The sequence below is a fragment of the Microseira sp. BLCC-F43 genome (genome assembly GCF_041929235.1).
In the GTDB taxonomy this organism is placed as follows: Bacteria; Cyanobacteriota; Cyanobacteriia; order Cyanobacteriales; family Aerosakkonemataceae; genus Microseira.
This window is the reverse complement of record NZ_JBHFNP010000147.1, coordinates 1-24,732: the sequence shown is the minus strand read 5'-3', so window position 1 is coordinate 24,732 and position 24,732 is coordinate 1. Positions and strand designations below refer to the sequence as shown.

Here is a 24,732-nt window from a genome sequence, read left to right as displayed (position 1 = left end):
ACGAAACCCAACATTGCGATTTCACAAGGTTCAACCCAATCTAATTTTTAGTAATGGATAGATAACTATGAGCCAATGGGCAATTTTAAGCGGGATAGAAGGCAATTTAGCTGCTTATGATGCAGTAATGAATGATATAAAACGCCAAGTACGAGAATTAGAAGCTGTATATATTTTGGGAGATTTAGTTGGGCCAAGACCAGAGTGCGAAGAATTAGTAAAGCGCGTGCGATCGCCTAAAAATAACGAAATAGAACCGCAAATTTGTACTGGATGGTGGGAAGAACAATGTTTCATATTACACGGCATCGGCACCCAGGGAGAACCAACAGAATTAAAATCCCGCTATGGAGGAGATACAGTCGTGAAACTGTGGAATTCTGTTACCAAAAAAACGGTAGAATGGCTGAGATATTTCGACTTTGGTTTCTTTGAACTCGACTGCCTTTTAATTCACGGCAGTACCGTTAGCGTTGACGACGCTCTTACCCCAGAAACACCCCCAATTATAATGTTAGACCGGCTGTTGCGAGACGGAGCAAATAACTTATTCTGCGGTCGTTATGGTCAAACATTTGAGTATTGCATCGAAACAGGATCGCTCTCGACATCCGTCACAACTTTAGATGCTCAAAACTCTCCCCAAACTATCAAAACAACACCCCGCAGAGTTGTTGGAGTTGGTAACGTTGGACGCACCCCCGGAGAAGCAACTTACACCCTGTACAACCCCACTACCAATAGGGTAGAATTTAGAAGCATTCGCTATCACTTTAACAAGGGATTTCAACCTTAATCGCCAAAAAATTAGCCAATTACTCCAGCTAGCTTTTGCAACTCTGTGTCAACGGCAACACAACCCTGGGGCGAAATCAAGGAATTTTGGTTGGCCTACCACCTTTGTGGTCAAATTAATTTATAATGGATGGGATCGCAATCGCTAAATACTTGCCCCATGTCTTCCAACGCCGCCACCTTACCACCTAACCTCGCACGCATGGTCGAACGCTTCGCGCGTCAGTCGGATCCGAAACAGCGCTACGAACAACTGATTTGGTTAGCTAAAAAGCTGCCGGAATTTCCTGAATCGGAAAAAGTACCTGAAAATAAAGTTTCGGGGTGCGTTTCCCAGGTTTATATTACTTCTGGGTTGAACGACGGCAAGGTTGTTTATCAAGGCGATTCAGATTCCCAGTTAGTTAAAGGATTAGTCGCATTTTTAATCCAAGGATTGAACGGACTCACACCAGAAGAAATTTTGAAAGTCAATCCTGATTTTATTCAACAGACGGGGCTGAATGTAAGCTTGACCCCTTCCCGCGCCAATGGGTTTTATAACATTTTCCAAAAAATGAAAAACCAAGCCCTATCATATCAACTATCCGAGTCGGGAGAGTCGTTCAATTAATAAGACCTCTGCAAAAAACAAGCTCAAGGGCAGGCAGGATGCCCACCCCACAAGAGTTTTTGGAAAAATCTAATGTCTATAACACAACCAACGGCAGGTACAATCGAAGGTCTGACCAAACGGGGAATGCCGGTTACGATTATTACCGGATTTTTGGGCAGCGGCAAAACAACCTTACTCAATCAAATCCTCAAAAATAGACAAGATTTAAAAGTCGCCGTTTTGGTTAACGAATTTGGGGATATTAATATCGACAGCCAACTGTTGCTTTCCCTAGAAGAGGACATGTTGGAACTGAGCAACGGTTGTATTTGCTGTACGATTAACGATAACTTAGTTGAGGCCGTTTACAAAATTTTAGAACGGCAAGATCGCATTGATTACATGGTAGTGGAAACGACAGGGGTTGCCGATCCGCTACCAATTATTTTAACATTTGTAGGGACGGAATTACGAGAGTTTACTAACCTGGATTCAATTCTGACGGTGGTAGATTCCGAAACGTTTACCCCAGAGCATCTGGAAAGCGAAATAGCGTTCCGGCAACTGACTTATGGGGATATAATCTTACTCAATAAAACCGATTTGGTGCCAGAAGAAAAGGTTGAGGAACTAGAGGACTACATCAACGATATAAAAGCTGGGGCTAGGGTTTTGCGATCGCAACACGGTCAAGTACCCCTGCCGCTGATTTTAGGTGTAGAACTCGCGCATCCAGAAACCTATCTAACTGATGCCAGCTTGAGTAAAGAGCAAAAGTCAAACCACCTCGCCAACGACGGTTTTGTATCCGTTTCTTTCAAGAGCAATCGACCTTTTGCAGTGAAAAAATTTCAGACATTTTTACAAGATAAAATGCCTGCCAATGTTTTTCGAGCTAAAGGGATTCTTTGGTTTAAAGAAAGTACGAGGCGTCACATCTTTCAATTGAGTGGCAAACGCTACGACTTGAAAGATGAAGAATGGCAGGGCGAACGGAGCAATCAGCTAGTAATGATTGGGCGCTCGTTAAATGCGCTGGAAATTAACCAGCAACTGAATAATTGCCTGACTCGATAGCAGAGAATCATTAGTCATTGCTCAATGACTAACGCTGCTTAACCACTCACAACTAACACCAAATTCATGACTCTTTACATTACTCCTGAAATTGCCAATAATGCTGATAGTTTGGAACTATCTCTTCAAGGCAAATCCTTGCCCCCCGTTACCCAAGCAGAAATGATTCAGGCGGTACGGACATTATTGATTGGATTGGGAGAAGATCCAGATCGAGAAGGATTGCGAGATACTCCCAAGCGCGTTGTGAAAGCGTTGCAGTTTTTGACTCAAGGTTATCGGCAATCTTTGGATGAACTGCTCAACGGAGCCGTTTTTACAGAAGATGCCGATGAAATGGTGTTAGTTCGCGATATCGATCTTTTCAGTTCCTGCGAACACCATATATTGCCAATTCTCGGTCGCGCCCACGTCGCTTATATTCCCGACGGCAAGGTAATTGGTCTGTCTAAAGTTGCTCGAATTTGCGAAATGTACGCAAGGCGCTTGCAAGTCCAGGAACGTTTAACCGCACAAATTGCCGATGCCTTGCAAGGGTTACTCAAACCGAAAGGCGTGGCAGTTGTAGTGGAAGCAACTCATATGTGTATGGTGATGCGCGGGGTACAAAAACCGGGTTCTTGGACGGTTACGAGTGCAATGAAAGGCTTATTTGCTGAAGATGCCAGAACTCGCCAAGAGTTCATGAGTTTGATTCGGCATAATGCGAATTTTCACTAACTTTGGGTAATGGGTAGTAGGTAGAACCTCGCCGAGAAACCAGAAACCCGGTTTTTTGCAAAAACCGGGTTTCTTACACCCAAGGGCGCGATCGAAGTTTAATCCGCCAACACAGGAAATTAACCAGCAACTCAATAATTGCCTGACTCGATAGATTTTTTGATGCTAAATGAACGATTGTTACCAATGGGCGATCGCATCTTGAATGGCTTCCCTGGCGCTTAAATAAAGCTCACGTCGGTAATTTCCATCTAATATCTTACAATGCAGAATGCAGCGCCATCCACGATCGGCTAAGGAGTGTACCCAAGGATGAAGGTGTTTCGTAAGCGACACGTTTCTGTAAGCGACCTGAGGGATCGCGGCACTCCTATACCTCAAAATCAGCGCTGGCGCGATCTTTGGGGAGAAGCTCGCACTCGAATTCTAGTTTGGTATGTTGTGATTTTGACACTGACGTTTGGCATGGCAATTCCAGCCTTTCGCCAGCTTTTGTTTGCCCGTGTTGATGCTCGTGTTCGTCAGGACATGCTGGGAGAAGTGGAAGACTTCAGAGAATTGTTGGCAGGCAGAGTTAACCTGGAAAGATTAGAGAATAACCGCATAGACGACAACGACACAGCCGCGATTAGAGAAGTGCAGCCCATCAGTTCTGTTGAACAGGCGCTCATGAGAGACCTTAGAGTGCCTACAACCGAACAGGAAATGAAGCGGTTCTTTGAAGCATACTTAAAGGTTGAAATTCCAGAAGACAATATTTTTCTGATTACATTTGTTAATGGAACATTCTATGAGTCTAGTCCCAAAGCATTACCGAAAGATCTCAAACCAGACACCGATCTAATGCGGCAATGGGCAACTCAGGCTGAACCAGGAGAGGGGAAACAGGTTAGCCAAAACCGCGACATTAATCGCATCTTCTACTTTGTTGAACCCATTAAAACGAACGGAAAAATACTCGGAACGTTAGTGATTGCCCATAGTGCCGAAGAACATGCTGAAATCCTGGAAGCAGTGGTTGCGATCGCTCAGGTTGTTCTGGCAGTGCTGTTGATTGCGCTGCTTTTGGTATGGTTTGCTGCCGGACGAATTCTGCAACCGTTACGGGAATTGGCGATAACTGCTCAATCGATTAGTGGAAGCGATTTAACACAGCGCATTCCAGTACGGGGTAAAGGAGAACTGGCAAACCTAGCAGTAACGTTCAACAAGATGATGGATCGATTGGAAAGTTCGTTTATTAGCCAGCGTAACTTTGTCAACGATGCTGGACATGAACTGCGAACTCCGATCACCATCATTCGTGGATATCTGGAATTGATGGCTAGCAATCCGGACGATTGGCAGGAAAATCTAGCAATCGTTGTGGATGAACTAGGTCGAATTAGCAGTTTTGTGGACGATTTAATCTTGCTAGCACAGGCAGAAAGTCCAAACTTTTTACAGCTGGAAATTGTTGATACTGCGGCAATTACCCAGGAGATATTTGATCGGGCGCAGACGTTGGCAAGCCGAAACTGGCAGTTAGAGGCGGCAGCGAAGGGAAAAATTATCGTCGATCGTCAGCGAATTATCCAGGCGATTATGCATTTAGTACGCAATGCCACACAGCACACAGAAACAACCGATGCAATCCTAATTGGCTCTAAGATTTGCAAAGGCAAAGTTCACTTTTGGGTGCAAGATAGGGGAGAAGGGATTGATATAGAGAATCAGCAGCGAATCTTCGATCGTTTTGCCAGAGTCCCTAACCGTCGCCGCAGTTCAGAAGGCGCTGGATTGGGGTTATCTATTGTTAAGGCAATTACTGAAGCTCACAAGGGACAGGTGACTCTTTACAGCCAAGTCGGTGTAGGCTCAACCTTTACGATCGTTCTGCCATTAGAGGCTGTTTGACCTCTGCTTCAGTTGAGCAAAAATCTCCTTACACTAGAATCAGGGTAAAAATTACAGGAGACTCTCTCGTGGCAACAGAAGTACAAGTTTTTCAAACAAGTCTCTACGAAACCGATTTTGTCCGCTGGGTTGAAACTACAGTTGAACAACTGCGTAATCAAGAATACGCCAGCGTAGACTGGACAAACTTAATTGAAGAAATTGAGTATATGTCAAAACGGGAGCGAAAAAGCCTCAAAAGCAACCTTGTAGTGCTTTTGCTTCATCTCCTTAAATGGCAACATCAACCAGAATGTCGTAGTGGCAGTTGGAAAGGCAGTATTCGGGAACATCGCCGACGGATCAATGATGACTTAAAAGATTCACCCAGCTTAAAACCATATCTACAAGAAGTATTTGCTGAGTGTTACATGAATGCTCGTCTTCAAGCCGCAGATGAAACAGGCTTACCAATAGAAACTTTTCCATTAGATTGTCTTTATACACCCGTTCAATCCCTGGATACTGATTTTTTACCAGAGTAAAGCGCGATATGCCTACCTTCCGCTGGCACGAATTGCATTTAACTCTCTCACCAGATATAAACAAAACTTAATTTAAGTATAAGCAAACATGGGATAATCTGAGCTATTGATCGCATCTGGTACAAAATAATGAATCGATTTTTACTGGTTTTGCTCTCTAGCCCTGCACTGTTAGCTTCTCTCGCGTCTCTTTTAGTGACTGCTTCTCCCGTCGGTGCAACCACACCCATCCCCGCCACCAACGAAGACCTTTCCTGCATTCTTTCTCGCGACTCCAACGGGTTAAGCTGTCTGCGGGTGACTAAAGAAATAGTAAGTGCATCGGATGCGTTTGATAGCGATCCGACGCCTATGTTAGATATTACCGATGAAGAAAGCGATGAAGCGATCGCTAAATATGGTTGCGACTGTTCTGGATGTATCAGATCCTTGCGTCAGTCGGAGATTTAAAAACAGAAATCTCTCCCCTATATTTTGATAGCAACGATGCGAATTCTGCGGTAATCGGCAAACCAGGTTCCATCCCGATACAGCATTGGTTGCAAGCGTTTTTCAACAGATTGGATGACTTGGATTCGCTCTATATCTGACAACCCAGATAAAAACCCATTCGCGAACATTTCAATCCAATTCGCCATCCCGGCATCGCCATCTTCTAGCGGTGTTGGACGATCGAATAATACAGCGTTGGTCACATCAAATCCTTGTTTTTCTAGCCTCGTCGCATATTCACCAATACTGGGATAATAGCAGGGAGAAAGTGCTTCAGGTGAAGGATGTCCAATTTCAGCTAAAGCACTACAAATTGCTTGATAAATTGCTTGCACGTTGCCTTTACCGCCAAATTCCGCCACCAATCGACCTCCAAGTTTAAGCGCTTCTCTGATGCAATAAATCGCGGCATCTGGTTGTTTAATCCAATGCAAAACTGCATTTGAGAAAACTGCATCAAAAAGTTGATCTACCTGAAACTTTGTTGCATCTGCTACTCGGAAATCTAAATGGGGATAGTTCTGAAGTGCCGTTGCAATCATCGTTGGCGATGAATCAATTCCTTGCACTTTAGCCCCAGTTTGAGCAATTTTCTCGGTTAATTGTCCCGTGCCGCAACCTAAATCTAGAATCCATTCTCCTGGTTTAGCAGCAAGTAATTCCAAAAGCGATGAGCCATACTGCCAAACAAAGGCATGTTTTTCTTGATAAAGCGTTGCATTCCAAGATGGTTGTGTCATGGAAAATTCTCCTGATTCTTGAGTTCCTGCGTAGGGGCACGGCAAGCATAAAACGTTCATTTGTATAGAATATTTTGCCTGCCGTGCCCCTACTTCTAACCGACGATTTTTCAAACAAACCCGGAATATCCCCGTAATATCATGTCCGTTGAATTGCCCATAATAAAAAAACATCACCCTGTTGTTGCGTAGGGACACGGCATCATAGATATCTCGGACAAACAGATAACGTTACTCATGCCGTGTCCCGGCTGATGATTATGGGTAATCTTAAGGACATGATATAAATTATCGTGTTCTTGCTAGTTCTTTACCCGCCAGTCGAGAGATTTCAACCCGATCTATACGGCATACTCTGATTGATTCCATTATGCGCGCGCCCTGTTTTTGGTAGAAAGCAATTGCTGGTGTATTGTCCGTCTTAACCGTCCATTCAATGCGTCCGCAATTATTTTGCTCGGCAATTTGTACTAAAGCATCGATCAATGCTTGACCAATTCCTTTACCCCGCATGTGAGGTTGAAGAAACAGATCGCCTAACCAAATACATCGTTCTGCCAAAAAACTTGAGTATGTATAAGAATAGATCGCAAATCCTACCGCAATTCCTTCTACTTCAGCTAACAGTACGTATGCCTGTGGTGGAATATCGTAAAATAGAGTATGCCTTAATTTATCGGCTGTAGCTTCTAAGGGAAATAAATATCCATCAAACTCGGCTTTTTGCTGAATTAAGGAAAGAATTAACTCTACATCATCGATGTCAGCGACTCTAATTTTTATATTCAGTTTATCCATTTTTAGCGTCTCAATTCCTCTTATTCATCACTATATAAAACAGAATCGGGAATGTCCAATATATTTTTAGCTATTGATTTATACTTTAAAAATATAAGTGCGTCGGTGAGTTATGGAACTGCGACACCTGCATTACTTTATGGCGGTAGCAGAGGAACTGAATTTTAGCCGTGCAGCAGAAAGACTGCATATTGCTCAACCTCCTTTGAGTCAACAAATTCGTCAGTTGGAGGCTGAGTTGGGATTTCAACTGTTTCATCGCACTAAACGTACAGTACGGTTGACTGAAGCAGGAATTGTATTTTTCGCCGAGACGCAAAAAATTATGCGGCAGCTTGAGAATGCAATTCAAATTGGACGACAAACCAGTCGCGGTGAACTAGGGCAATTGGCAATTGGTTTTGCTAGTTCTGCGGTACATAACGTTCTTCCAACTATTCTGCAAGCATTTCGTACAGCGATTCCTAGCGTGAAGCTACAATTGCGAGAATTGACGACTGACCAACAATTAGAATGGTTGCAGCAAGGACGAATTGATATTGGGTTTGTGCGTCCTCCAGTAGAGAAGGATGGTTTAAGTTCTAAAGTTATTTTTTCCGAACCGCTGATTTTGGCACTGCCAGAAACTCATGCACTTTGCAGTCAAGAACGGGTGTCGTTGCGATCGCTTTCTCACGAACCCTTTATTTTATTCCCCCGTTCCCTCGCACCCGGATTGTACGATCCGATAATTAGCCTTTGTCAGCAAGCTGGTTTCAGTCCTATCCTGGCGCAAGAAGCGACTCAAATGCAAACGATTGTCAGCTTGGTAGCGGCACAGATGGGGATTGCCATTGTGCCAGCATCGATGCAAAATCTCCAACGCAGCGGTGTGGTTTACAAACTATTGCAAGAAACTACACCAATGGTAGCGATCGCTATGATTTGGCGACACAATCCATCCCCAACAGTGCTGCGGTTTTTAGAAGTTGCGAGGCAAGTTACCACTAATGGCTAATAGCTAATGGCTAATGGCTAATGGAAAGACAAATCCTATATTAGCAATTAGCAATTAGCAATTAGCAATTAGCAATTAGCAATTACCATCACACCGTATCAAAGCCATAAAATGAACACTGCACCTGTGCGTCTATGCCTTTAGCTGTTGGTTGGTACAAGAAAACTCGTTCCACCTGAAACCATTCTCCATCCTTTAACACGCAATCTCCGACTCTGGGAATAATTCTGTAAGCTTTAAACCACTCTTTATCTTTCGCCGGTGCGCCGGAACTTTCATGTTTAAATGATGCGTAATAGACAAAATGAATTAAATATGTATCCATAAGCGAACTGATCTATAACCTCCGTGAGAAAATCTTCTCAGGAATCATCCCTGAGATAGCATGTCAAATAAGAATAGTAAGTGTTGATCAAATTTATTGCTATGACTACTACTTCTCTCCCATCTTCCAGCCTTCGGGAATATTTCTGGAATCGGCAAGGACAACCAATACGGGTAGTTTACGAAACTTTTGGAGATAAAACGCCGGTTTTGCTACTTCCAGCTTTCAGTACCGTTTCCACGCGCGGCGAAATGCAGCCTCTCGCCGAATTACTTGCTAATCAGTTTCAAACTGTAGCACTAGATTGGCCTGGATTTGGTGAAAGCGATCGCCCTCCCCTAAATTACCAACCCAGCATATATCACCAATTTTTGCAATATTTCGTCACAAATGTTTTTAATACGCCGGTTGCAGTCATAGCAGCAGGTCACGCGGCGGGATACGCGATGCAGCTAGCGCAGAAAGGCGTTTTTTCCAAGATAGTTTTAGTCGCTCCCACTTGGCGCGGGCCATTACCGACGATGATGGGTAAGCCACCAGAGACGTTTAGTATGGTGAGGGAGGCTGTGCGATCGCCGATTCTGGGACAATTCCTCTACAAACTCAACACCGCCCCTTCTTTTTTGCGCTGGATGTATCGCCGCCACGTCTACACCGATGAAACTAAACTGACTCCCGACTTTATCGGGCAAAAATGGGAAATTACCCAGAAATCCGGGGCGAGATTTGCACCCGTCGCATTTGTTACAGGTGGTTTAGATCCTTTTCTAAATCAATCGGATTTTCTGGCTCAATTTCAACCTTTACCAGCGCCCACAATGGTAATTATTGCCGAACAAGCGCCGCCAAAATCTAAAGGAGAAATGGAAGCATTAGCAGCATTACCAGGGGTTCAAACGCACCGCATTTCTGGATCTTTGGGACTGCATGAAGAACATGCCGATGCTGTAGCAGAAGCTGTTTTACCGTTTTTAACGCTATAAATTGGATGCAATGCAAAACGCCGAATACGAAAATCAGTACAAAAAAACAGTCGTAGATTTCTTCAATAGCCGAACAAACTACGACAACGATTACACTATTCGGCGTACCCTGCCCCTGCTAGATTTAGTTGGATTAAAACAGGGGCAGAAAGTTTTAGATCTGGCGACTGGTACGGGTATTATTGCTATTGCTGCTGCACAAATTGTTGGGTCTGAAGGCAAAGTTATTGCAGCCGATTTTTCTTCAGGGATGCTCAATCAAGCACGACAGAAGATTGAAGAAATAGGTTTACAAAATATCGAACTAATTGAGGCGGATGTAGAGTATTTAAGCTTCGACGTGGAAAGCTTTGATGCGATTTTATGTGCAACCGCAATCGTTTACTTCAGAGATATACCTGCTAGTTTACGCAACTGGTATCGTTGGCTTAAACCGGGAGGAATTGTGGCTTTCTCTTGCTGTTCAGAACGATCTTGTGAAGCACCTCTGCTCGTCAAAGTGTGTGCCAAGTATGGCATTCAATTACTAAATATTAACGAGCCTACAGGAACACCTGAAAAATGCTGTAATTTACTGCAAGAAGTGGGTTTTCAGAATGTTCAAGTACAAACTAAACAACTTGGCTTCTATCGGGACGTTGAGGAATTGGGACAATGGAATGGGCTGTGGTTTCATCCACGGGAGAATCCCCTATGGGAGTTGACATCTGAACAAATGGAGAAATTGAAAGCCGAGTATCCTAAAGAAGTTGAAGCAAGAGCAACCGCACGGGGTGTTTGGTATGAGAATATGACTTTTTTTGTCAGCGGTCAAAAAGCTTAGTAATTTACTATGGTCACCGCCTCGCCTGACGCTACGGATGCAACCAAACGGGATCTAAGTGCAAGTGGGCGGGAAGCGCTGGCACAAACTAAAATCAACGTAAAGACATCTTCGGTGATACTCTATGGAAACTGCCATGCCTCCCCTAAAAGCAGAGCTTCAAATGCTATACGAAACAGATTATATGCAATGGATAGAAACCACCATAGAAAAACTTCGGAGTCAGGATTATGCCAATGTAGATTGGGAAAATTTGATTGAGGAAATTGAAGATTGTACGCTCTGGGTTATGCAGAGGTTGGAGCGTGGAGTCCTTTGTTACCAACTTCAAAGGTCGGTGAGGTGATGAGCATTTTAGTGAAGTACGTTGTGCTGCAATAGTTATCGCGGATTGCAGCCGTATGAGGTACACCTTCGACACACTGCTGTCGAAGGTGTACCTCACTGGCTTGCAATCCGCTGTAATTGCGATCGCTCCCCGCTGCCAACGATCTAAGAAACTCGGTTTCTTTCGGTAAGAACCGATCTGAAAATGTCAATCCGCAAGATTACGGAAAATGGGTTGTATCAGCTGTATAGCTTAGTAGTGAGTTATGTTACAACTCACAGCGCAATAGCATTATGGCTCAAACCTTGCCTGACTCTGTATTAGAGCGTGCTGTCGAGCGGTACGAAAAAGCGATCGCCTCCCTAGAAGCAGCAGCTGAAGATTTATCTGTCGAACACGTTCTCGACGTTTTGATTGCGCGCGACGCCGTTCAAGTGGCAATGAGCGACAAAACTCAGCACCATTCAGGACGCCTAGTTAAAGCAGTCAAAGAATTAGATAACCGTTTAAAAGAACAAGCTAGGTATATTAACCGCGTTACCAGATTGGCAGAATGGCAAGCAATTTTTAATCCTCCAGAAAAAGAATGGTGGTGGTTGCTTGACCCAATTACGCCGAAACCTTGGCGCGATCAATTCGATTGGTTGTGGCGGTTTTTTTCGCTGATATTCCTCACAGCGTCTCTCAGCCTTCTGATTGATATTTCCACGCGATTTTTAAGTGGTGAACCCGATACAGCGGGAGTTTTTGCTGTCATTATCCCCAGCGTTTTAACCCTGCTAGCAGGCGGTGGTGCTTTGACAAAAACTGGGCAGGAAGGTCTGGAATATATCCTCACCAGCTTCAAATTAGAAAAAGCTTGGTGGGACGAAATTGTTTGCTTAGGATCGGCGTTACTTTTGGTGTTTTTGATGGGATTTTGGTCTTTACTACCGATTCTGAGCGATCGCTACTACGTAAATATTGGCAATAAAGCTTATGATGCCGGTCAAATCACGATGGCTGAAGAAAACTATAATCGCGCACTTAAACTCAACCCAGATAGTACGAAAGCGCACTACCAGTTAGGGAAAATTCATGAAGAACTGCGAGATTTAAACGAGGCCAAAACTCACTACAAAATTGCCGCAAAAGGCGGTATTACCGCAGCCTACAACGACTTAGTTAGCGTGTCAATTGGGCAGAAAGATTACACCGAAGCCGGTGAGTGGCTGGCTAAATGTCAGGAGCAAGCTAAAGGCAATCAGAAAAAACTCTGCACTGCCCTTGATAAACTCGTTCGCGCTTACATTAAGGAAAAAAATTATGCCGAAGCGGTTCGTTGGGCGCGTGTAGGCGTTGCTGATTGGTGGGCGGATTCAAAAATGCCTCTGGTCGGTTTGACGCCAGAGGAATATAAGCTAAGACAATACAATATACTCACATATTTAGGCTGGGCATTACTGAATCAAAAGAACTATAGCGAAGCGAAGATGCAACTCGAAAAAGCGCAAAAGTTGGCAACTGAAAAAGCTCCTGCTTATTGCCTGTTGGCGCAAGTATTGGAGAAACAGAACAATCCTCTTCGCGCAAGCGCAGCGTGGGAACAGTGTCTGCAATATGGCAGTCTAATAGATCCAGATGAAGGTTACTGGATTAGTATGGCACGTCAACGCATCGCAGCTAAAGGAGAGCAGAAATGAAACGTATCATTTATATGCCAATCGTTTTAACGCTGAGTTTGGCAATTCTAAATTGCGGCAGTTTGTTAGCAGAAAGAATGTTAGTCGCCCAGCTAATTGAGGTCAGAGGTAGAGTTGAACTCAAGAAAGAAGGAGAGCAAAAATATAACCGGGTCAATACAAGTCAACCGCTTTATCGGGGGGATCTACTGCGAGTCCAAAGAGGGTCAAGAGCCGTGATCCGCTGTACTTCTAATTCAACCACCTGGACAGTGCCTGACGATGGCGTTCCCTGGGGTGTAACTAACACTTGTTCGCCACGACGGTAAGAGGGAAACCTCACATCTTGCAGCCAAGGACAGAAATAAATTTCTGGCTTAAAGCTAAAGTCAGTTAAAACTGACTAAAGTGCTTTAACGCAGATTATTTACGCATTCTGAATTGCATTGCGAAAGTATTTCATGGCTTCTTTTTCTTCTGCCATTTGCAAGCATTGCGCCAGCAAACCTAAGTCTAATTCAGGCAAAATTTGAGAAGCTGTGACTTGTTCGTATCCTGCTTCTTGCAGGCGGTAAACTGTAAAAACTCCATCCTCCCAAAACCAAACTTCTGGTACATCAAATCGGCGATAATACTCTAATTTTTTGACAGTACCGCTGGTAAACACGATTTCAATAACTAGATCGGGTCTGTTGCGTTGTCTGCGTTCTTCCCCAAAACGGTAAGATAGATCCGGTTCTTTACTGCTGCCTCTTTCTTCAGCTTGTAGGGTAGCACTTCCAGTAGGGGTAAAGCTAATATCTTTTTCTATAAAAAACATCATCAAAAGACATGCAATTAAAGATTTGAAAGTTTCGCGGTTTGTCGAAACTGTAACAATTTCTACTTGTCCGTCTAAATAAACTAATCGAATACTACGTGTATAGTCAAATAATTCTTCTAGAGTCTTAAATTGTTCCCAGCTTAAGCGGATGGGAAAGACAAATTTTTGTTCGGGAATAGGGTTCATTTGAAGTTGACTTGCTGCTGTCATTTTTCTGTCCTTTCGGTGAGGGCGATTGTGATGCTATTATAATAGACCTATAGGAAAAGGTTTAATAGCAAATCCGCTGCGATCGCCCCTTTTATGCCGAACGACGCGCATTCGCGGCTACACAAACAAAGCCCGCCTTCGCGGGCTACAAAATAAAGGGGTTTAGAACCCGGATTTGGTATAAAGGCAGGCGGGAAGGCTACCCCACAATAATCTTTTTATTTTAAAAGGTTTGTTCAATTAAGATTATTGCTGTAGAAAGTTACAGCAGTGTTTCCGTAAATTTTGTGCCGACAAATTTCTAATGATAAAATAGTCTCAGGAAAACTGCGATCGGGGTCGTGTTCTACGGCGATTTCACCTGTGGGAGAAAGGAGTTGATATTGTGCGATCGCTTCCAACACCGGCTGATATAATTCACTAGCATAAGGCGGATCGAAATAAATCCGATCGAATTGTTCACCCGCTAAACTTTTCAACTTTTGAATAACATCACCGCGCAATAATTTAAAACTTTGTTCTGGTTTAGCTACTTTTTGCCAGTTTTGTTGAATAATCCCACAAGCTTTACTAGATTGTTCTATCCCCACAACATAAATAGCACCGCGACACAAAGCTTCTGCACCCATTGAACCGCTACCGGCGCACAAATCTAACCAGCGACACCCTTCAATTGAGCCTTGCCAAATGTTAAATAACGCTTCCCGCACCCGTGCAAGAGTAGGTCGGGTAGCTTGACCTGGTAATGTTTTTAACTCGCGGTTTCCGTAGATTCTAATGCTCATAGGTAATGGGTAATTGGTAATGGGTAATTGGTCAAAACTTACGCCAAGATTCTAAACGTAGGGTGCGTTAACGCAGTGTAACGCACCACCAGCATTGCTGCTTAAGTCGCGTTGGTAATAAAGTCTTTCAATTACCCATTACCAATTACCAATTACCAAATTTAAGTCAGTGCTGGCGCTTTCACCAATGCGACAAAATTAGACAAAATTTGCAATCCGGCGGTGGAAGATTTTTCGGGGTGAAATTGAACTGCCATTAGATTATCGCGTGCGATTGCAGCTGTCACCGTCTGACTTCCATGCGTCACAGTCCCCGCCCGCACCGCCGCATTAATTGGATCGACATAATATGAATGAACAAAATAAACCCAAGGCGAAGCCTCTAAATTTTGCCACAGAGGCACATTTGGTTGGGTAAATTCTAACTGGTTCCAACCCATGTGGGGAATTGTAAGTCCGGGTTCAGATTTAAACCGCCGCACTTTACCGGGAATAATTCCCAATCCGGGTTCTTTACCTTCTTCGCTACTTTCAAATAGAATTTGTAAACCCAGACAGATGCCTAAGAAAGGTTTCCCGGATGCGATCGCATCTTTAATCGGTTGTTCTAGATCGCGCGATCGCAAGTGCTGCACTGCCGGATCGAACGATCCCACCCCAGGCAATACTACCGCATCTGCCCGTTCAATTTCAGCGGCAGAATCGGTTATTTTAGGAGTTGCACCTGCATTCTCCAACCCTTTGCAGGCCGAGTGCAAATTTCCCATGTCGTAGTCTACGACGGCGATAACTGGCATTCTTTTCTTTCCACCCCCAATTGGTGCAATTCAATTTTATCCTAAATTCCATGACAACAAAAATCCTCCTCACCTCATTCGACACCTGGTTGCCCCATCACAAATCTAATTCTTCCGATGATTTATTAATAGAAATTGCCAAATCCAATCCCCTACCTCATTCTTTAACTTTCTTAAGGCGTCTACCCGTTGACGTTAGTTTAGCCAGTCATCGCCTCCTTCACCACATTCACGAATTACAACCGGATGGTATTATCTGCTGTGGAATGGCAGAAAAACGCAGGCAACTAACTATCGAATCAAATGCCACCTTTGCAGGTTCTTCGATTCAAACATCCGTCAATCTTGAACAATTAGTTTCTGGTTTATCTGCAACCAAAATTAGCCACAACGCTGGTAAATTTGTTTGCGAAGGACTTTATTATTATGTTTTAAAGCATTTGCGCGATCGCTCCCTGACCGTTCCTTGCATCTTCGTCCACGTTCCCCTACTTACCCATGACAATTCCCCTAAAATTATCGCCGATTTTGCCTTAATTATCCAAAGGTTACTTCCTTAATCTCTCTCTTCTCTTCTCTGCGTCCTCTGCGCCTCTGCGGTTCAATTTATTTAAACCCCTTTCCTGCCTTTTTTTGCCCCTTACCCTTAGACTTAGATTTATTCACCTCTGCCACAGCTTCCTCAAACAAGTTGTGCAAATGCATAGGCACGCTGGCAATTTCGGGCAACTCCGGTTCTAGCGGTTTATTATATTCCTGAAGCAGCGCATCTAAATCGCTTTCTATATTAAAGTTCGGTCGGTTTAATACCCCTTGCAATACCTTTTCCAACTCGGTTGGATACTGTTCTACTAACCGATGCCAGACAAAAGCATTAATTGCCGGATCTTCTAGATATTTGCGAACCAGCTTTTCTGCATTATTAACTCTCTGCCAATCTTCTGCTTCCAGCATTTCTTTGAATTTAGTATAAGTTGGCAGCAACATTTGTCCCCAGCGAGGATGAGTTAGTACAGTCACCTGTTCGGCTTTTTTCAGGTTTTCAGGTAATTCAACTTTAGGCATCACCATTTTAGTTTTTCCCTGACCATCAAACATTTGGGAAATTTCTTTTGCATCTGCACCTGCTTCTTTGGCTGCGGCTTTAATTTCCTCTTGTGAAATTCCTGCTTCTTCTGCTATTTCTTCCAATGATTTAGAATCATCGATGCCTGCTGCTGCCAATCGGTTTTTAGTCGTTAATTCTTGAAATTCGGCGAATTTCTTGTTAAGCTGATAACCAAGCATGGTAACTTGATCGCTGCCGAAAAATTCAACAAAATCCTGGTGATATCGCTCTACAGAATGCCATGCTTCCTCTAGTAAATCTGGAGCATCGCTGTAGAGATACCGCTTGTAGTTATCCTTAAAATTACCAATAGCTACGGCTAATTTTGGCTTGCCTAAATTACCCATTGGTTGGCAAGGCCCGGAAAACATCCAATAATTATCTGTAACGGGGGCAATGCGGGTGAGTAAAATTTCCCCCAACTTAAAATTAGCCATTTCCTGTAAAGTTTTGGGGTCGTTGGGCTTGACGATATAATGTTTGTCCGTAAGCCAGTTCCTTAATTCAAAGCCATCTGGTAAAATTTGGGTAACGGCAAATAAGCCGATAAAACTGCGTTGCCAGTTTTGGATGAGATTGCGATCGATCTCTCCTAACTCCGCCTGACTCTCCAAAAATAAATCCAACGGTGTCTTATCCCCAACTTTTCCTTCAGTCAAGAACATATCCAACAGCAAGTTTTTCTCGAAAGCGGCGTCATAGCGACTATCTTTGGAGCGCGATCGCGTGGCAAAATAAGTTTCAAGTGCTACTGCTAACTCGTCCTCCGCGTCAAGTACGAATTCGATTAAGTTTTGTTTCAATTGGCGCGCTCGCTCTAAAATAGCATCCACAGTCCTACCTCTAAAGACCCCTTATTTACCCTGACCCCAACAGCAAAATTTGAAATCCCCTCCAGGGTAGATCTATAAGCTATGGCGGTTCTGCCAAACTTGTAGCTAAATTAGAAACAGGCGTAGGTTGGGTTGCACCTTGTTCACCCCAACATACAAACTGCATAAGTGCCACCAACCCAGAAATACTTATAAATAGATGATAGGTTAACCAATTACCCATTACCAATTACCCATTACCCAATCGAAAAATGTTGCAAGGGTTACAAGTTTTACAAGAACGCTATCAACTCCAACAACAATTGGGGCGAAACGCTGGACGTCAAACATGGTTAGCAGCGGACATCAAGGCATCACCCGCCGAGTCTGTAATCGTCAAATTGCTAGCATTTAGCCCTCAAATGCAATGGGAAGATTTTAAATTATTCGAGCGCGAAGCGCAAGTCCTCAAAAACCTCAACCATCCCAGAATTCCCCGCTATCGCGATTATTTTTCCCTCGATAAACAGACAGGTAGCGGGTTGTGTTGGTTTGCTTTAGTACAAGATTACATCCCCGGTTCATCCTTGCAACAACTGATAGACGAAGGCGAACGGTTTAGCGAAGCACAAGTGCGTCAAATTGCTACAGATATTTTGAATATTTTAATTTACCTCCACGAGTTGAGTCCGCCTGTTTTACACCGCGATATCAAACCCAGCAATCTAATTTTGGGAGAAGAAGATGGACAAGTTTATTTAGTAGATTTTGGGGCAGTTCAAAACCAAGCTGCTGCCGAAGGAGTTACCTTTACAGTAGTAGGAACTACTGGTTATGCCCCATTAGAACAATTTTGGGGAAAAGCAGTTCCTGCATCCGACCTTTATGCGCTGGGTGCTACACTAATTCATTTATTAACTGGCATTTCACCGTCTGAATTACCGCAAAATAATTTACGAATCCAATTTAAAGAAAAGGTGAGTATCAATCCTAATTTTGTGCGTTGGATTGAAGCACTGACAACACCCGATTTAGAGCAAAGATACAGCAACGCAAGTCAAGCATTAGAAGATCTTAAAGCCAATCGTTACCTTAATGCCACGCTGCAAAAAATTCGTCCGCCAGCAGGTAGCAAGCTCAAAGTTTGGAAATCTCCAACCCAGTTAAAAATTGAAATACCAGGACGAGGAATAAAGTTTTTTATCGATCTAATCGCCTTAGCAGGTAAATTACTTTTAGGCGGCGCAGCTATAGTCAGTCAATTATCTTTAGTTTTTTTGATACTTTTCCTATTTCTTGGCGCTATATTGGCGTTTTATGGATTTTTTTCTCCATTAGGCATCATTGCATTAGTTTTATTATTTATGTTACTCTTGCCCCTAGTGCTTGGAGTTAGATTATCAAAGGCTCTAAGTCAGGAATTTATTAAACTTACTGTTAGCTTAAAGCTGCCACGCTTTGCTGCCGGTAAATCTTATATCTTTATAGATAGAGATAGTTTTATTATTGAGAAAAAATTGTTAGGATGGTGCTATATGCGCCAACGGGGGGAAACTTCAAAAATAAAAAATATTAAACTAATTTCCGAGCGAGGAGTGACTATTTATACTAAAAAAGCTCATTATTCATTAGGACACCCCTTAAATGAATTTGAATGCTATTGGTTATGTCAGCAACTTCGAGATTGGTTGAAGTCATCATAAACTAAAATCAAACCTATGCAAGCACAACAACTGTTACAAGGACGCTATCAACTCCAAGAACAACTAGGAAGAAATTCGGGTCGTCAAACCTGGATTGCAGAAGATTTAGAAACAGAACCGAGAAAAAAGGTTATTGTAAAATTGCTGCCTTTTAGCCCTCAAATGCAGTGGGAAGAATTAAAGTTGTTTGAGCGAGAAGCTCAAGTGCTGAAACATTTAAAACATGCAAAAATTACTCAATATCGCGATTATTTCTCTATTGACGATAGAGAAGCTTCGGGATTAACTTGGTTTGCTTTAGTGCAAGATTATATCCCCGGTTCATCCTTGCGGCAGATGCTAGATGCGGGTAAGCGTTTTACCGAAGATGAAGCTAAACAAATTGCCACCCAAGTCCTAAAAATTCTGATTTATTTGCACGAATTAAGTCCGCCAGTACTGCACCGCGACATCAAACCAAGTAATTTAATTATGGGAGAAGATGGGCAAGTTTATTTAGTAGATTTTGGCGCAGTTCAAGACAGAGCAAAAGCAGAGGGAGTTACCTTTACTGTAGTAGGAACTAGCGGTTATGCACCGCCAGAACAATTATGGGGAAAAACCGTACCAGTGTCAGATTTGTATGCACTGGGTGCAACTTTGATTCATTTGTTAACAGGTATTGCACCCGCCGACCTACCTCAGCATCAGATGCGGTTAGAATTTAGAAATAAGGTAAATATCAATCCTGGTTTCGCTAACTGGATCGAACAGTTAACAGAACCTGCTACAGAAAAGCGCTTTATATCGACAAAAGAAGCACTGCGTGAACTGCAAGCACCAACGCATTCTTCTGAGGAAATTTATCAACCTGCTGGAGAGTCTGTTAACTATCTAAGGCTGATATTTTTATCTTTGTCCGGAACTGTTTTGAGCGGTTTGGTTGTTATTTTACCTTTGATAACTTTACCTGGATTGTTCAATAGTAGCAATAAAGCAAGGCAAACTGAAGCGAAACAATATGTTTCAGGTATGAACAAAGCTCAGCAAGCTCACTATGTAGAATATGAAAAGTTTGTCACTCTAGACAATCAAAAGGGATGGGATAAATTGGGAATAGGGATTAAAAATGAGACAACAAACTATAAATATTCATTTCGCGGCAATAAGAAAGCTGTATTTAACTATGGGATAGCCAAGCGGGGCGATATCAAAAGCTATGTTGGAGGAGTCTTTTTAGTGGCTTACGATCGAGATCAGATGATAACGCAAACAATTATTTGTGAAACTAATTTTTCCAGTACAATCCCCCCAGCCGCTCCCATATATCAAAATGGTGAGTTAAAATGCGGTAATGGCACAAAAGAAATTTCAAAATACTAAAGGAATTAGCCAAAGATGCTACAACAAGAAAAAGTCTTACAGGGACGCTATCAACTCAAACAAAAATTAGGCCAAAATGCCGGACGGCAAACCTGGCTAGCTGAAGATTTACAAACTGAAACCCGGGAGAAAGTAATCGTAAAACTGCTAGCCTTTGGTGGAGAAGTTCAATGGGATGACCTCAAACTATTTGAACGAGAATCACAGGTTCTTAAACAACTTAATCACGAGCGAATTCCTAAATATCGGGATTACTTCTCGGTTGATGACAGCACGCTTTGGTTTGGGTTAGTGCAAGAATATATACCTGGACATTCGCTGAAAGAATTGCTGGCTGAAGGTAAACATTTCAGCGAACAGGATGTCCGCAAAATTGCTAAAGAGGTTCTGACTATCCTAATTTATTTGCACGAGCTTAATCCACCCCTGTTGCATCGCGATATCAAGCCAGGTAATTTAATTTGGGGTGAAGATAACCGAATTTATTTAGTTGATTTTGGGGCGGTGCAAGATCGCGCGGTGAAAGAAGGTGTAACGTTTACCGTGGTAGGAACTTATGGTTATGCACCGATGGAACAATTTGGCGGTCGATCTGTTCCAGCATCGGATTTATATGCACTGGGAGCAACTTTAATTCATTTATTAACGGGGATTGCACCAGCAGATTTACCCCAGGAAGATTTAAAGATTGAATTTCGCGATCGCACTAACGCCAGCCCCGGTTTGGTAAAGTGGATTGGGACCCTCGCAGAACCATCCCTAAAACGACGTTTTAGCACTGCTAAACAAGCTTTGTCAGCGCTTCATACTGGCAAAAATATCAACAATTTAACCGTTATCCAGCCGTTAAACCGATCGGTAACGCTAAATAATTCTGGTGGCGGTAATTTATTTGATGAATCGATAGCCATCCCCGATGAAATTAAAGGGTGGAATTGGGGAGCCTTTTTAATGCCTTGGTTGTGGCCTTTTACTAATAAAGTGTGGATTGGACTTTTATGTTTGATGCCCTATGTAGGTTGGATTATGGGATTTGTACTTGGTGCAAAAGGCAACGAATGGGCTTGGAAAAGTAGAAAGTGGCGCAGTATTGAACAGTTTAAAGCCCATCAAAGAGGTTGGGCGATCGCAGGACTGTTTATTGGCATCCCGACGGCTTGGATCTATATAGCAATCATCACATTTATGCTCCTGGATTAAACCTTAAGTCAATAGAGCATTTTCCTCTTTCGCTGTCCCTCGAATAGCAGCATTTATTAAAACCAATAATGGCCCAGTTTGCTCTTTTCCATTAGTCGCCATCTCGCTATGACATAAGTAAATTTTCTCTCCCGCACGCCCCAATAAATCTCGTAAAATTCGCCGCAATCGTTCTTCATCTACTATCAAAGCGTCTTCTTCCGTCCCGAGGCGTTCTACCCTATTTTGCAGAAATAAAGGCGCGCCAAACAGTCCCCCTACCCCGCCACTCTCCCAAAGGGGAGAACCCGCATCAAGCCAAAATTGCCACTTGTGGAACCTTCTACTAACTCAAGTTGCTACAGGACTTACCCAAAGAAATCCGGTTTCTACGAAAAATCCTTGGGAAAGGGAACCAAAGATATGCATACCCTAGCTAGCGCGAACGACTTTGAAACCGGGTTTCTTTTCTCTTCTTGCGTAAGTCCTGTGGTAGCTACTCGAAAAGAGCTGACAAGCGCAAACAAGACAAATGCCAGCGCAGCAGACTGACTTCTGCTCGCTCTTGTCGGGTAGCTCATACCCAAACAGATCATCCAGGAGCTAAAGTTCTCAGGATGCAAACGATCGGTCATTAAGAAAAATTTTATACCTATGCCTTTTTGAGCATAAAAGCCAAAATAAACGTGGTAACTTTCAGTAAAAAACTAGAGAAAGTGACCGTATTGATGGATTTACGAGATGTTGGTCAATCAGATCTCCCAGGCCAGCTGCCCCGTCAACAACTTAAGTAATTAAAGTATTTAAAAGAACAAAGTTTTTCGCAAACTACTTATATACCCCCTGGCGACAGTCTTGGCTGCCCAACCCAATTTAAGCGAGAGCAGAAGCAGGCAAGAGAAGTTAAAACCCAAGTCCCAACGTTATTTTCCCCCTTCTGCTTATGCTTGCGATCGCTAGCAACTTGAGTTATTACCTGGCCTCACGCCAGAACTTTTGTACTGCAATGAGGCTGAAACCGGCTCCCAGAGCAAAACATACACACTAGGCTGCTCGCGTCAAAAAAATTTTTCCAAGTCGTACACAAAAACCGAATAAATCTGTTATGCTTGGAAAGCGTCAAAAAACGGGAGTCGCTCCTGGGTTCTAAGAGCGCAGCGAACCATGACAATAAAATAGTTTGAAAGCCAGACAAGCACTAGCTGTTAAACTGTTGGTTGCATATTATGGTCAGGGCTTTAGCGATCGCCAATAGGGAAGATCTCCGTCAAGGAAAGTACGGGTTTACCGAAAGCGATCGCCGCTCTAAACCTATTAGATTAGAAGCGTGGAAAAATTAGGTTTTGACACGCTGAACCTAGACTAGACCAATAGTTTGAAAGCAAAGGTGAATAGCTTTTAAGCCATTGGCTTTTTTAACAGGTAAACCATAAGCAATAGTAAAAAGGTGCAAAATCAAAAAAAAGAAATTTGGTTTTCCCCTTGACGATTCACTGGAAACCTGTTAGATTAAAAGAGCGTCGGAAAAAACAAAAGAAGGCGCAAAGAACCAAGAAAAGCCAATAGTTTGAAAGCCAAAAAGCCATCCAATTTTATTGAAGAAATTGATGATTTTTGGGGGTAACCTCAAAACAAAATCAAAGAATAATAAGAATCCAAAACTTAAAAGTTTTGGGAGCTACAAACTCAAAATTAATTTTTAATGGAGAGTTTGATCCTGGCTCAGGATGAACGCTGGCGGTCTGCTTAACACATGCAAGTCGAACGGGGGTAGAAATACCCTAGTGGCGGACGGGTGAGTAACACGTGAGAATCTAGCTTCAGGTTCGGGACAACAGAGGGAAACCGCTGCTAATACCGGATAAGCCTTAGGGTAAAAGATTAATTGCCAGAAGATGAGCTCGCGGCCGATTAGCTAGTTGGTGGGGTAAAAGCCTACCAAGGCGACGATCGGTAGCTGGTCTGAGAGGACGATCAGCCACACTGGGACTGAGACACGGCCCAGACTCCTACGGGAGGCAGCAGTGGGGAATTTTCCGCAATGGGCGAAAGCCTGACGGAGCAAGACCGCGTGAGGGAGGAAGGCTCTAGGGTTGTAAACCTCTTTTATCAGGGAATAAGCAATGAAGGTACCTGAGGAATCAGCATCGGCTAACTCCGTGCCAGCAGCCGCGGTAATACGGAGGATGCAAGCGTTATCCGGAATCATTGGGCGTAAAGCGTCCGCAGGTGGTAGTTCAAGTCGATTGTCAAAGGCAGTAGCTTAACTACTGACAGGCAGTGGAAACTGAGTCACTAGAGTGCGGTAGGGGTAGAGGGAATTCCCGGTGTAGCGGTGAAATGCGTAGAGATCGGGAAGAACACCAGTGGCGAAAGCGCTCTGCTGGACCAGCACTGACACTGAGGGACGAAAGCTAGGGGAGCGAATGGGATTAGATACCCCAGTAGTCCTAGCCGTAAACGATGGATACTAGGTGTGGCAAGTATCGACCCTTGCCGTGCCGCAGCTAACGCGTTAAGTATCCCGCCTGGGGAGTACGCACGCAAGTGTGAAACTCAAAGGAATTGACGGGGGCCCGCACAAGCGGTGGAGTATGTGGTTTAATTCGATGCAACGCGAAGAACCTTACCAGGGCTTGACATGTCCGGAACCTCTGGGAAACTAGAGGGTGCCTAAGGGAACCGGAACACAGGTGGTGCATGGCTGTCGTCAGCTCGTGTCGTGAGATGTTGGGTTAAGTCCCGCAACGAGCGCAACCCTCGTTTTTAGTTGCCAATATTAAGTTAGGCACTCTAAAGAGACTGCCGGTGACAAACCGGAGGAAGGTGGGGATGACGTCAAGTCAGCATGCCCCTTACGCCATGGGCGACACACGTACTACAATGCTTTAGACAAAGGGCAGCAAGCCGGCGACGGCAAGCGAATCCCAGAAACTAAGGCAAAGTTCAGATCGCAGGCTGCAACTCGCCTGCGTGAAGGAGGAATCGCTAGTAATCGCAGGTCAGCATACTGCGGTGAATACGTTCCCGGGCCTTGTACACACCGCCCGTCACACCATGGGAGTTGGCCACGCCCGAAGTCGTTATCCTAACCCTGGTGGAAGGAGACGCCGAAGGTGGGGCTGATGACTGGGGTGAAGTCGTAACAAGGTAGCCGTACCGGAAGGTGTGGCTGGATCACCTCCTTTTAAGGGAGACC

At 43.7% G+C, this 24,732-nt stretch carries 24 protein-coding genes, 1 rRNA gene and 1 pseudogene; 18 read left to right on the top strand and 8 right to left on the bottom strand.

Features of this window, described 5'->3' with window-relative positions:
• Positions 1-67 precede the first annotated feature (67 nt).
• From ACE1CM_RS20615 to ACE1CM_RS20585, 7 genes are all read left to right on the top strand, one after another.
• On the top strand, positions 68-796 hold the full coding sequence (locus ACE1CM_RS20615; RefSeq protein ID WP_374879886.1) for a metallophosphatase: 729 nt from the start codon (positions 68-70) through the stop codon (positions 794-796).
• A gap of 159 nt (positions 797-955) precedes the next feature.
• On the top strand, positions 956-1,408 hold the full coding sequence (locus tag ACE1CM_RS20610) for a SufE family protein (RefSeq protein WP_374880013.1): 453 nt from the start codon (positions 956-958) through the stop codon (positions 1,406-1,408).
• Positions 1,409-1,480: 72 nt separating this feature from the next.
• Complete coding sequence (locus ACE1CM_RS20605) at positions 1,481-2,467, top strand: CobW family GTP-binding protein (protein ID WP_374879884.1); 987 nt, start codon at positions 1,481-1,483, stop codon at positions 2,465-2,467.
• A 66-nt stretch (positions 2,468-2,533) separates the two neighbouring features.
• On the top strand, positions 2,534-3,187 hold the full coding sequence (gene folE / locus ACE1CM_RS20600; RefSeq protein WP_374879882.1) for a GTP cyclohydrolase I FolE: 654 nt from the start codon (positions 2,534-2,536) through the stop codon (positions 3,185-3,187).
• Between the two features lie 312 nt (positions 3,188-3,499).
• Positions 3,500-5,083 carry an ATP-binding protein gene (locus ACE1CM_RS20595; protein WP_374879880.1) on the top strand — a complete coding sequence of 528 codons (1,584 nt, stop codon included), beginning with the start codon at positions 3,500-3,502 and terminating at the stop codon, positions 5,081-5,083.
• A gap of 68 nt (positions 5,084-5,151) precedes the next feature.
• The gene (locus ACE1CM_RS20590) at positions 5,152-5,607 is read left to right on the top strand and encodes a DUF29 domain-containing protein (RefSeq protein ID WP_374879878.1); all 456 of its coding nucleotides are present in this window, start codon (positions 5,152-5,154) and stop codon (positions 5,605-5,607) included.
• Positions 5,608-5,736: 129 nt separating this feature from the next.
• Entirely contained in the window at positions 5,737-6,057 is a 321-nt protein-coding gene (locus tag ACE1CM_RS20585) for a hypothetical protein (protein WP_374879876.1), read from the top strand.
• A 17-nt stretch (positions 6,058-6,074) separates the two neighbouring features.
• Here ACE1CM_RS20585 and ACE1CM_RS20580 read toward each other — a convergent pair whose 3' ends face one another.
• Positions 6,075-6,839 (bottom strand): class I SAM-dependent methyltransferase, encoded by a 765-nt coding sequence (locus ACE1CM_RS20580; protein WP_374879874.1) that lies wholly within the window; start codon positions 6,837-6,839, stop codon positions 6,075-6,077.
• Positions 6,840-7,127: 288 nt separating this feature from the next.
• Entirely contained in the window at positions 7,128-7,637 is a 510-nt protein-coding gene (locus ACE1CM_RS20575; protein WP_374879872.1) for a GNAT family N-acetyltransferase, read from the bottom strand.
• Positions 7,638-7,749: 112 nt separating this feature from the next.
• Between ACE1CM_RS20575 and ACE1CM_RS20570 the strand changes: the two genes are divergently transcribed.
• Positions 7,750-8,634: a LysR family transcriptional regulator gene (locus ACE1CM_RS20570; RefSeq protein WP_374879870.1), complete on the top strand. Its 885-nt coding sequence runs from the start codon at positions 7,750-7,752 to the stop codon at positions 8,632-8,634.
• Positions 8,635-8,722: 88 nt separating this feature from the next.
• Here ACE1CM_RS20570 and ACE1CM_RS20565 read toward each other — a convergent pair whose 3' ends face one another.
• Positions 8,723-8,959, bottom strand: a complete 237-nt coding sequence (locus ACE1CM_RS20565; protein ID WP_374879868.1) for a hypothetical protein — start codon at positions 8,957-8,959, stop codon at positions 8,723-8,725.
• 101 nt (positions 8,960-9,060) lie between these two features.
• On the opposite strand from ACE1CM_RS20565, the gene ACE1CM_RS20560 reads away from it, so the two are divergent.
• From ACE1CM_RS20560 to ACE1CM_RS20540, 5 genes and pseudogenes are all read left to right on the top strand, one after another.
• The gene (locus ACE1CM_RS20560; RefSeq protein WP_374879866.1) at positions 9,061-9,942 is read left to right on the top strand and encodes an alpha/beta fold hydrolase; all 882 of its coding nucleotides are present in this window, start codon (positions 9,061-9,063) and stop codon (positions 9,940-9,942) included.
• 10 nt (positions 9,943-9,952) lie between these two features.
• Positions 9,953-10,765 carry a class I SAM-dependent methyltransferase gene (locus tag ACE1CM_RS20555; protein ID WP_374879864.1) on the top strand — a complete coding sequence of 271 codons (813 nt, stop codon included), beginning with the start codon at positions 9,953-9,955 and terminating at the stop codon, positions 10,763-10,765.
• A 136-nt stretch (positions 10,766-10,901) separates the two neighbouring features.
• Positions 10,902-11,036 (top strand): annotated as a pseudogene (locus tag ACE1CM_RS20550) (DUF29 family protein); the annotation flags it as partial.
• 350 nt (positions 11,037-11,386) lie between these two features.
• Positions 11,387-12,775, top strand: coding sequence for a tetratricopeptide repeat protein (locus tag ACE1CM_RS20545; RefSeq protein ID WP_374879862.1), 1,389 nt, complete (start codon positions 11,387-11,389; stop codon positions 12,773-12,775).
• Positions 12,772-13,083: a hypothetical protein gene (locus ACE1CM_RS20540; RefSeq protein ID WP_374879860.1), complete on the top strand. Its 312-nt coding sequence runs from the start codon at positions 12,772-12,774 to the stop codon at positions 13,081-13,083. Before ACE1CM_RS20545 ends, ACE1CM_RS20540 begins: the two co-directional genes overlap by 4 nt.
• Before the next feature lie 98 nt (positions 13,084-13,181).
• Here ACE1CM_RS20540 and ACE1CM_RS20535 read toward each other — a convergent pair whose 3' ends face one another.
• From ACE1CM_RS20535 to hisH, 3 genes are all read right to left on the bottom strand, one after another.
• Positions 13,182-13,787, bottom strand: coding sequence for a Uma2 family endonuclease (locus ACE1CM_RS20535; protein ID WP_374879858.1), 606 nt, complete (start codon positions 13,785-13,787; stop codon positions 13,182-13,184).
• A gap of 236 nt (positions 13,788-14,023) precedes the next feature.
• Positions 14,024-14,572, bottom strand: a complete 549-nt coding sequence (gene rsmD, locus ACE1CM_RS20530) for a 16S rRNA (guanine(966)-N(2))-methyltransferase RsmD (RefSeq protein WP_374879856.1) — start codon at positions 14,570-14,572, stop codon at positions 14,024-14,026.
• 161 nt (positions 14,573-14,733) lie between these two features.
• Positions 14,734-15,369, bottom strand: coding sequence for an imidazole glycerol phosphate synthase subunit HisH (gene hisH / locus ACE1CM_RS20525; RefSeq protein WP_374879854.1), 636 nt, complete (start codon positions 15,367-15,369; stop codon positions 14,734-14,736).
• Between the two features lie 50 nt (positions 15,370-15,419).
• Here hisH and ACE1CM_RS20520 point away from each other — a divergent pair, with 50 nt between their 5' ends.
• Positions 15,420-15,929 carry a peptidase C15 gene (locus tag ACE1CM_RS20520; protein WP_374879852.1) on the top strand — a complete coding sequence of 170 codons (510 nt, stop codon included), beginning with the start codon at positions 15,420-15,422 and terminating at the stop codon, positions 15,927-15,929.
• A gap of 46 nt (positions 15,930-15,975) precedes the next feature.
• Here ACE1CM_RS20520 and ACE1CM_RS20515 read toward each other — a convergent pair whose 3' ends face one another.
• The gene (locus ACE1CM_RS20515) at positions 15,976-17,310 is read right to left on the bottom strand and encodes a hypothetical protein (RefSeq protein WP_374879850.1); all 1,335 of its coding nucleotides are present in this window, start codon (positions 17,308-17,310) and stop codon (positions 15,976-15,978) included.
• Positions 17,311-17,561: 251 nt separating this feature from the next.
• On the opposite strand from ACE1CM_RS20515, the gene ACE1CM_RS20510 reads away from it, so the two are divergent.
• The 3 genes from ACE1CM_RS20510 to ACE1CM_RS20500 are packed head-to-tail and all read left to right on the top strand — an operon-like array spanning position 17,562 to position 21,554.
• The gene (locus ACE1CM_RS20510) at positions 17,562-18,992 is read left to right on the top strand and encodes a serine/threonine protein kinase (protein WP_374879849.1); all 1,431 of its coding nucleotides are present in this window, start codon (positions 17,562-17,564) and stop codon (positions 18,990-18,992) included.
• 15 nt (positions 18,993-19,007) lie between these two features.
• Complete coding sequence (locus tag ACE1CM_RS20505; RefSeq protein ID WP_374879847.1) at positions 19,008-20,354, top strand: type IV pilin-like G/H family protein; 1,347 nt, start codon at positions 19,008-19,010, stop codon at positions 20,352-20,354.
• Positions 20,355-20,369: 15 nt separating this feature from the next.
• Complete coding sequence (locus tag ACE1CM_RS20500; protein ID WP_374879845.1) at positions 20,370-21,554, top strand: serine/threonine protein kinase; 1,185 nt, start codon at positions 20,370-20,372, stop codon at positions 21,552-21,554.
• A 3-nt stretch (positions 21,555-21,557) separates the two neighbouring features.
• Here ACE1CM_RS20500 and ACE1CM_RS20495 read toward each other — a convergent pair whose 3' ends face one another.
• Positions 21,558-21,743, bottom strand: a complete 186-nt coding sequence (locus tag ACE1CM_RS20495; protein ID WP_374879843.1) for a hypothetical protein — start codon at positions 21,741-21,743, stop codon at positions 21,558-21,560.
• A gap of 1,489 nt (positions 21,744-23,232) precedes the next feature.
• Here ACE1CM_RS20495 and ACE1CM_RS20490 point away from each other — a divergent pair.
• Positions 23,233-24,721, top strand: a 16S ribosomal RNA gene (locus ACE1CM_RS20490).
• Positions 24,722-24,732: the final 11 nt, after the last annotated feature.

Bases quoted from the DNA above. Each gene is read 5' to 3' on its own strand.
- ACE1CM_RS20615 (WP_374879886.1), top strand. From the start codon at position 68: ATGAGCCAATGGGCAATTTTAAGCGGGATAGAAGGCAATTTAGCTGCT.
- ACE1CM_RS20610 (WP_374880013.1), top strand. From the start codon at position 956: ATGTCTTCCAACGCCGCCACCTTACCACCTAACCTCGCACGCATGGTC.
- ACE1CM_RS20605 (WP_374879884.1), top strand. From the start codon at position 1,481: ATGTCTATAACACAACCAACGGCAGGTACAATCGAAGGTCTGACCAAA.
- folE (WP_374879882.1), top strand. From the start codon at position 2,534: ATGACTCTTTACATTACTCCTGAAATTGCCAATAATGCTGATAGTTTG.
- ACE1CM_RS20595 (WP_374879880.1), top strand. From the start codon at position 3,500: ATGAAGGTGTTTCGTAAGCGACACGTTTCTGTAAGCGACCTGAGGGAT.
- ACE1CM_RS20585 (WP_374879876.1), top strand. From the start codon at position 5,737: ATGAATCGATTTTTACTGGTTTTGCTCTCTAGCCCTGCACTGTTAGCT.
- ACE1CM_RS20580 (WP_374879874.1), bottom strand. From the start codon at position 6,839: ATGACACAACCATCTTGGAATGCAACGCTTTATCAAGAAAAACATGCC.
- ACE1CM_RS20575 (WP_374879872.1), bottom strand. From the start codon at position 7,637: ATGGATAAACTGAATATAAAAATTAGAGTCGCTGACATCGATGATGTA.
- ACE1CM_RS20570 (WP_374879870.1), top strand. From the start codon at position 7,750: ATGGAACTGCGACACCTGCATTACTTTATGGCGGTAGCAGAGGAACTG.
- ACE1CM_RS20565 (WP_374879868.1), bottom strand. From the start codon at position 8,959: ATGGATACATATTTAATTCATTTTGTCTATTACGCATCATTTAAACAT.
- ACE1CM_RS20560 (WP_374879866.1), top strand. From the start codon at position 9,061: ATGACTACTACTTCTCTCCCATCTTCCAGCCTTCGGGAATATTTCTGG.
- ACE1CM_RS20555 (WP_374879864.1), top strand. From the start codon at position 9,953: ATGCAAAACGCCGAATACGAAAATCAGTACAAAAAAACAGTCGTAGAT.
- ACE1CM_RS20545 (WP_374879862.1), top strand. From the start codon at position 11,387: ATGGCTCAAACCTTGCCTGACTCTGTATTAGAGCGTGCTGTCGAGCGG.
- ACE1CM_RS20540 (WP_374879860.1), top strand. From the start codon at position 12,772: ATGAAACGTATCATTTATATGCCAATCGTTTTAACGCTGAGTTTGGCA.
- ACE1CM_RS20535 (WP_374879858.1), bottom strand. From the start codon at position 13,787: ATGACAGCAGCAAGTCAACTTCAAATGAACCCTATTCCCGAACAAAAA.
- rsmD (WP_374879856.1), bottom strand. From the start codon at position 14,572: ATGAGCATTAGAATCTACGGAAACCGCGAGTTAAAAACATTACCAGGT.
- hisH (WP_374879854.1), bottom strand. From the start codon at position 15,369: ATGCCAGTTATCGCCGTCGTAGACTACGACATGGGAAATTTGCACTCG.
- ACE1CM_RS20520 (WP_374879852.1), top strand. From the start codon at position 15,420: ATGACAACAAAAATCCTCCTCACCTCATTCGACACCTGGTTGCCCCAT.
- ACE1CM_RS20510 (WP_374879849.1), top strand. From the start codon at position 17,562: ATGTTGCAAGGGTTACAAGTTTTACAAGAACGCTATCAACTCCAACAA.
- ACE1CM_RS20505 (WP_374879847.1), top strand. From the start codon at position 19,008: ATGCAAGCACAACAACTGTTACAAGGACGCTATCAACTCCAAGAACAA.
- ACE1CM_RS20500 (WP_374879845.1), top strand. From the start codon at position 20,370: ATGCTACAACAAGAAAAAGTCTTACAGGGACGCTATCAACTCAAACAA.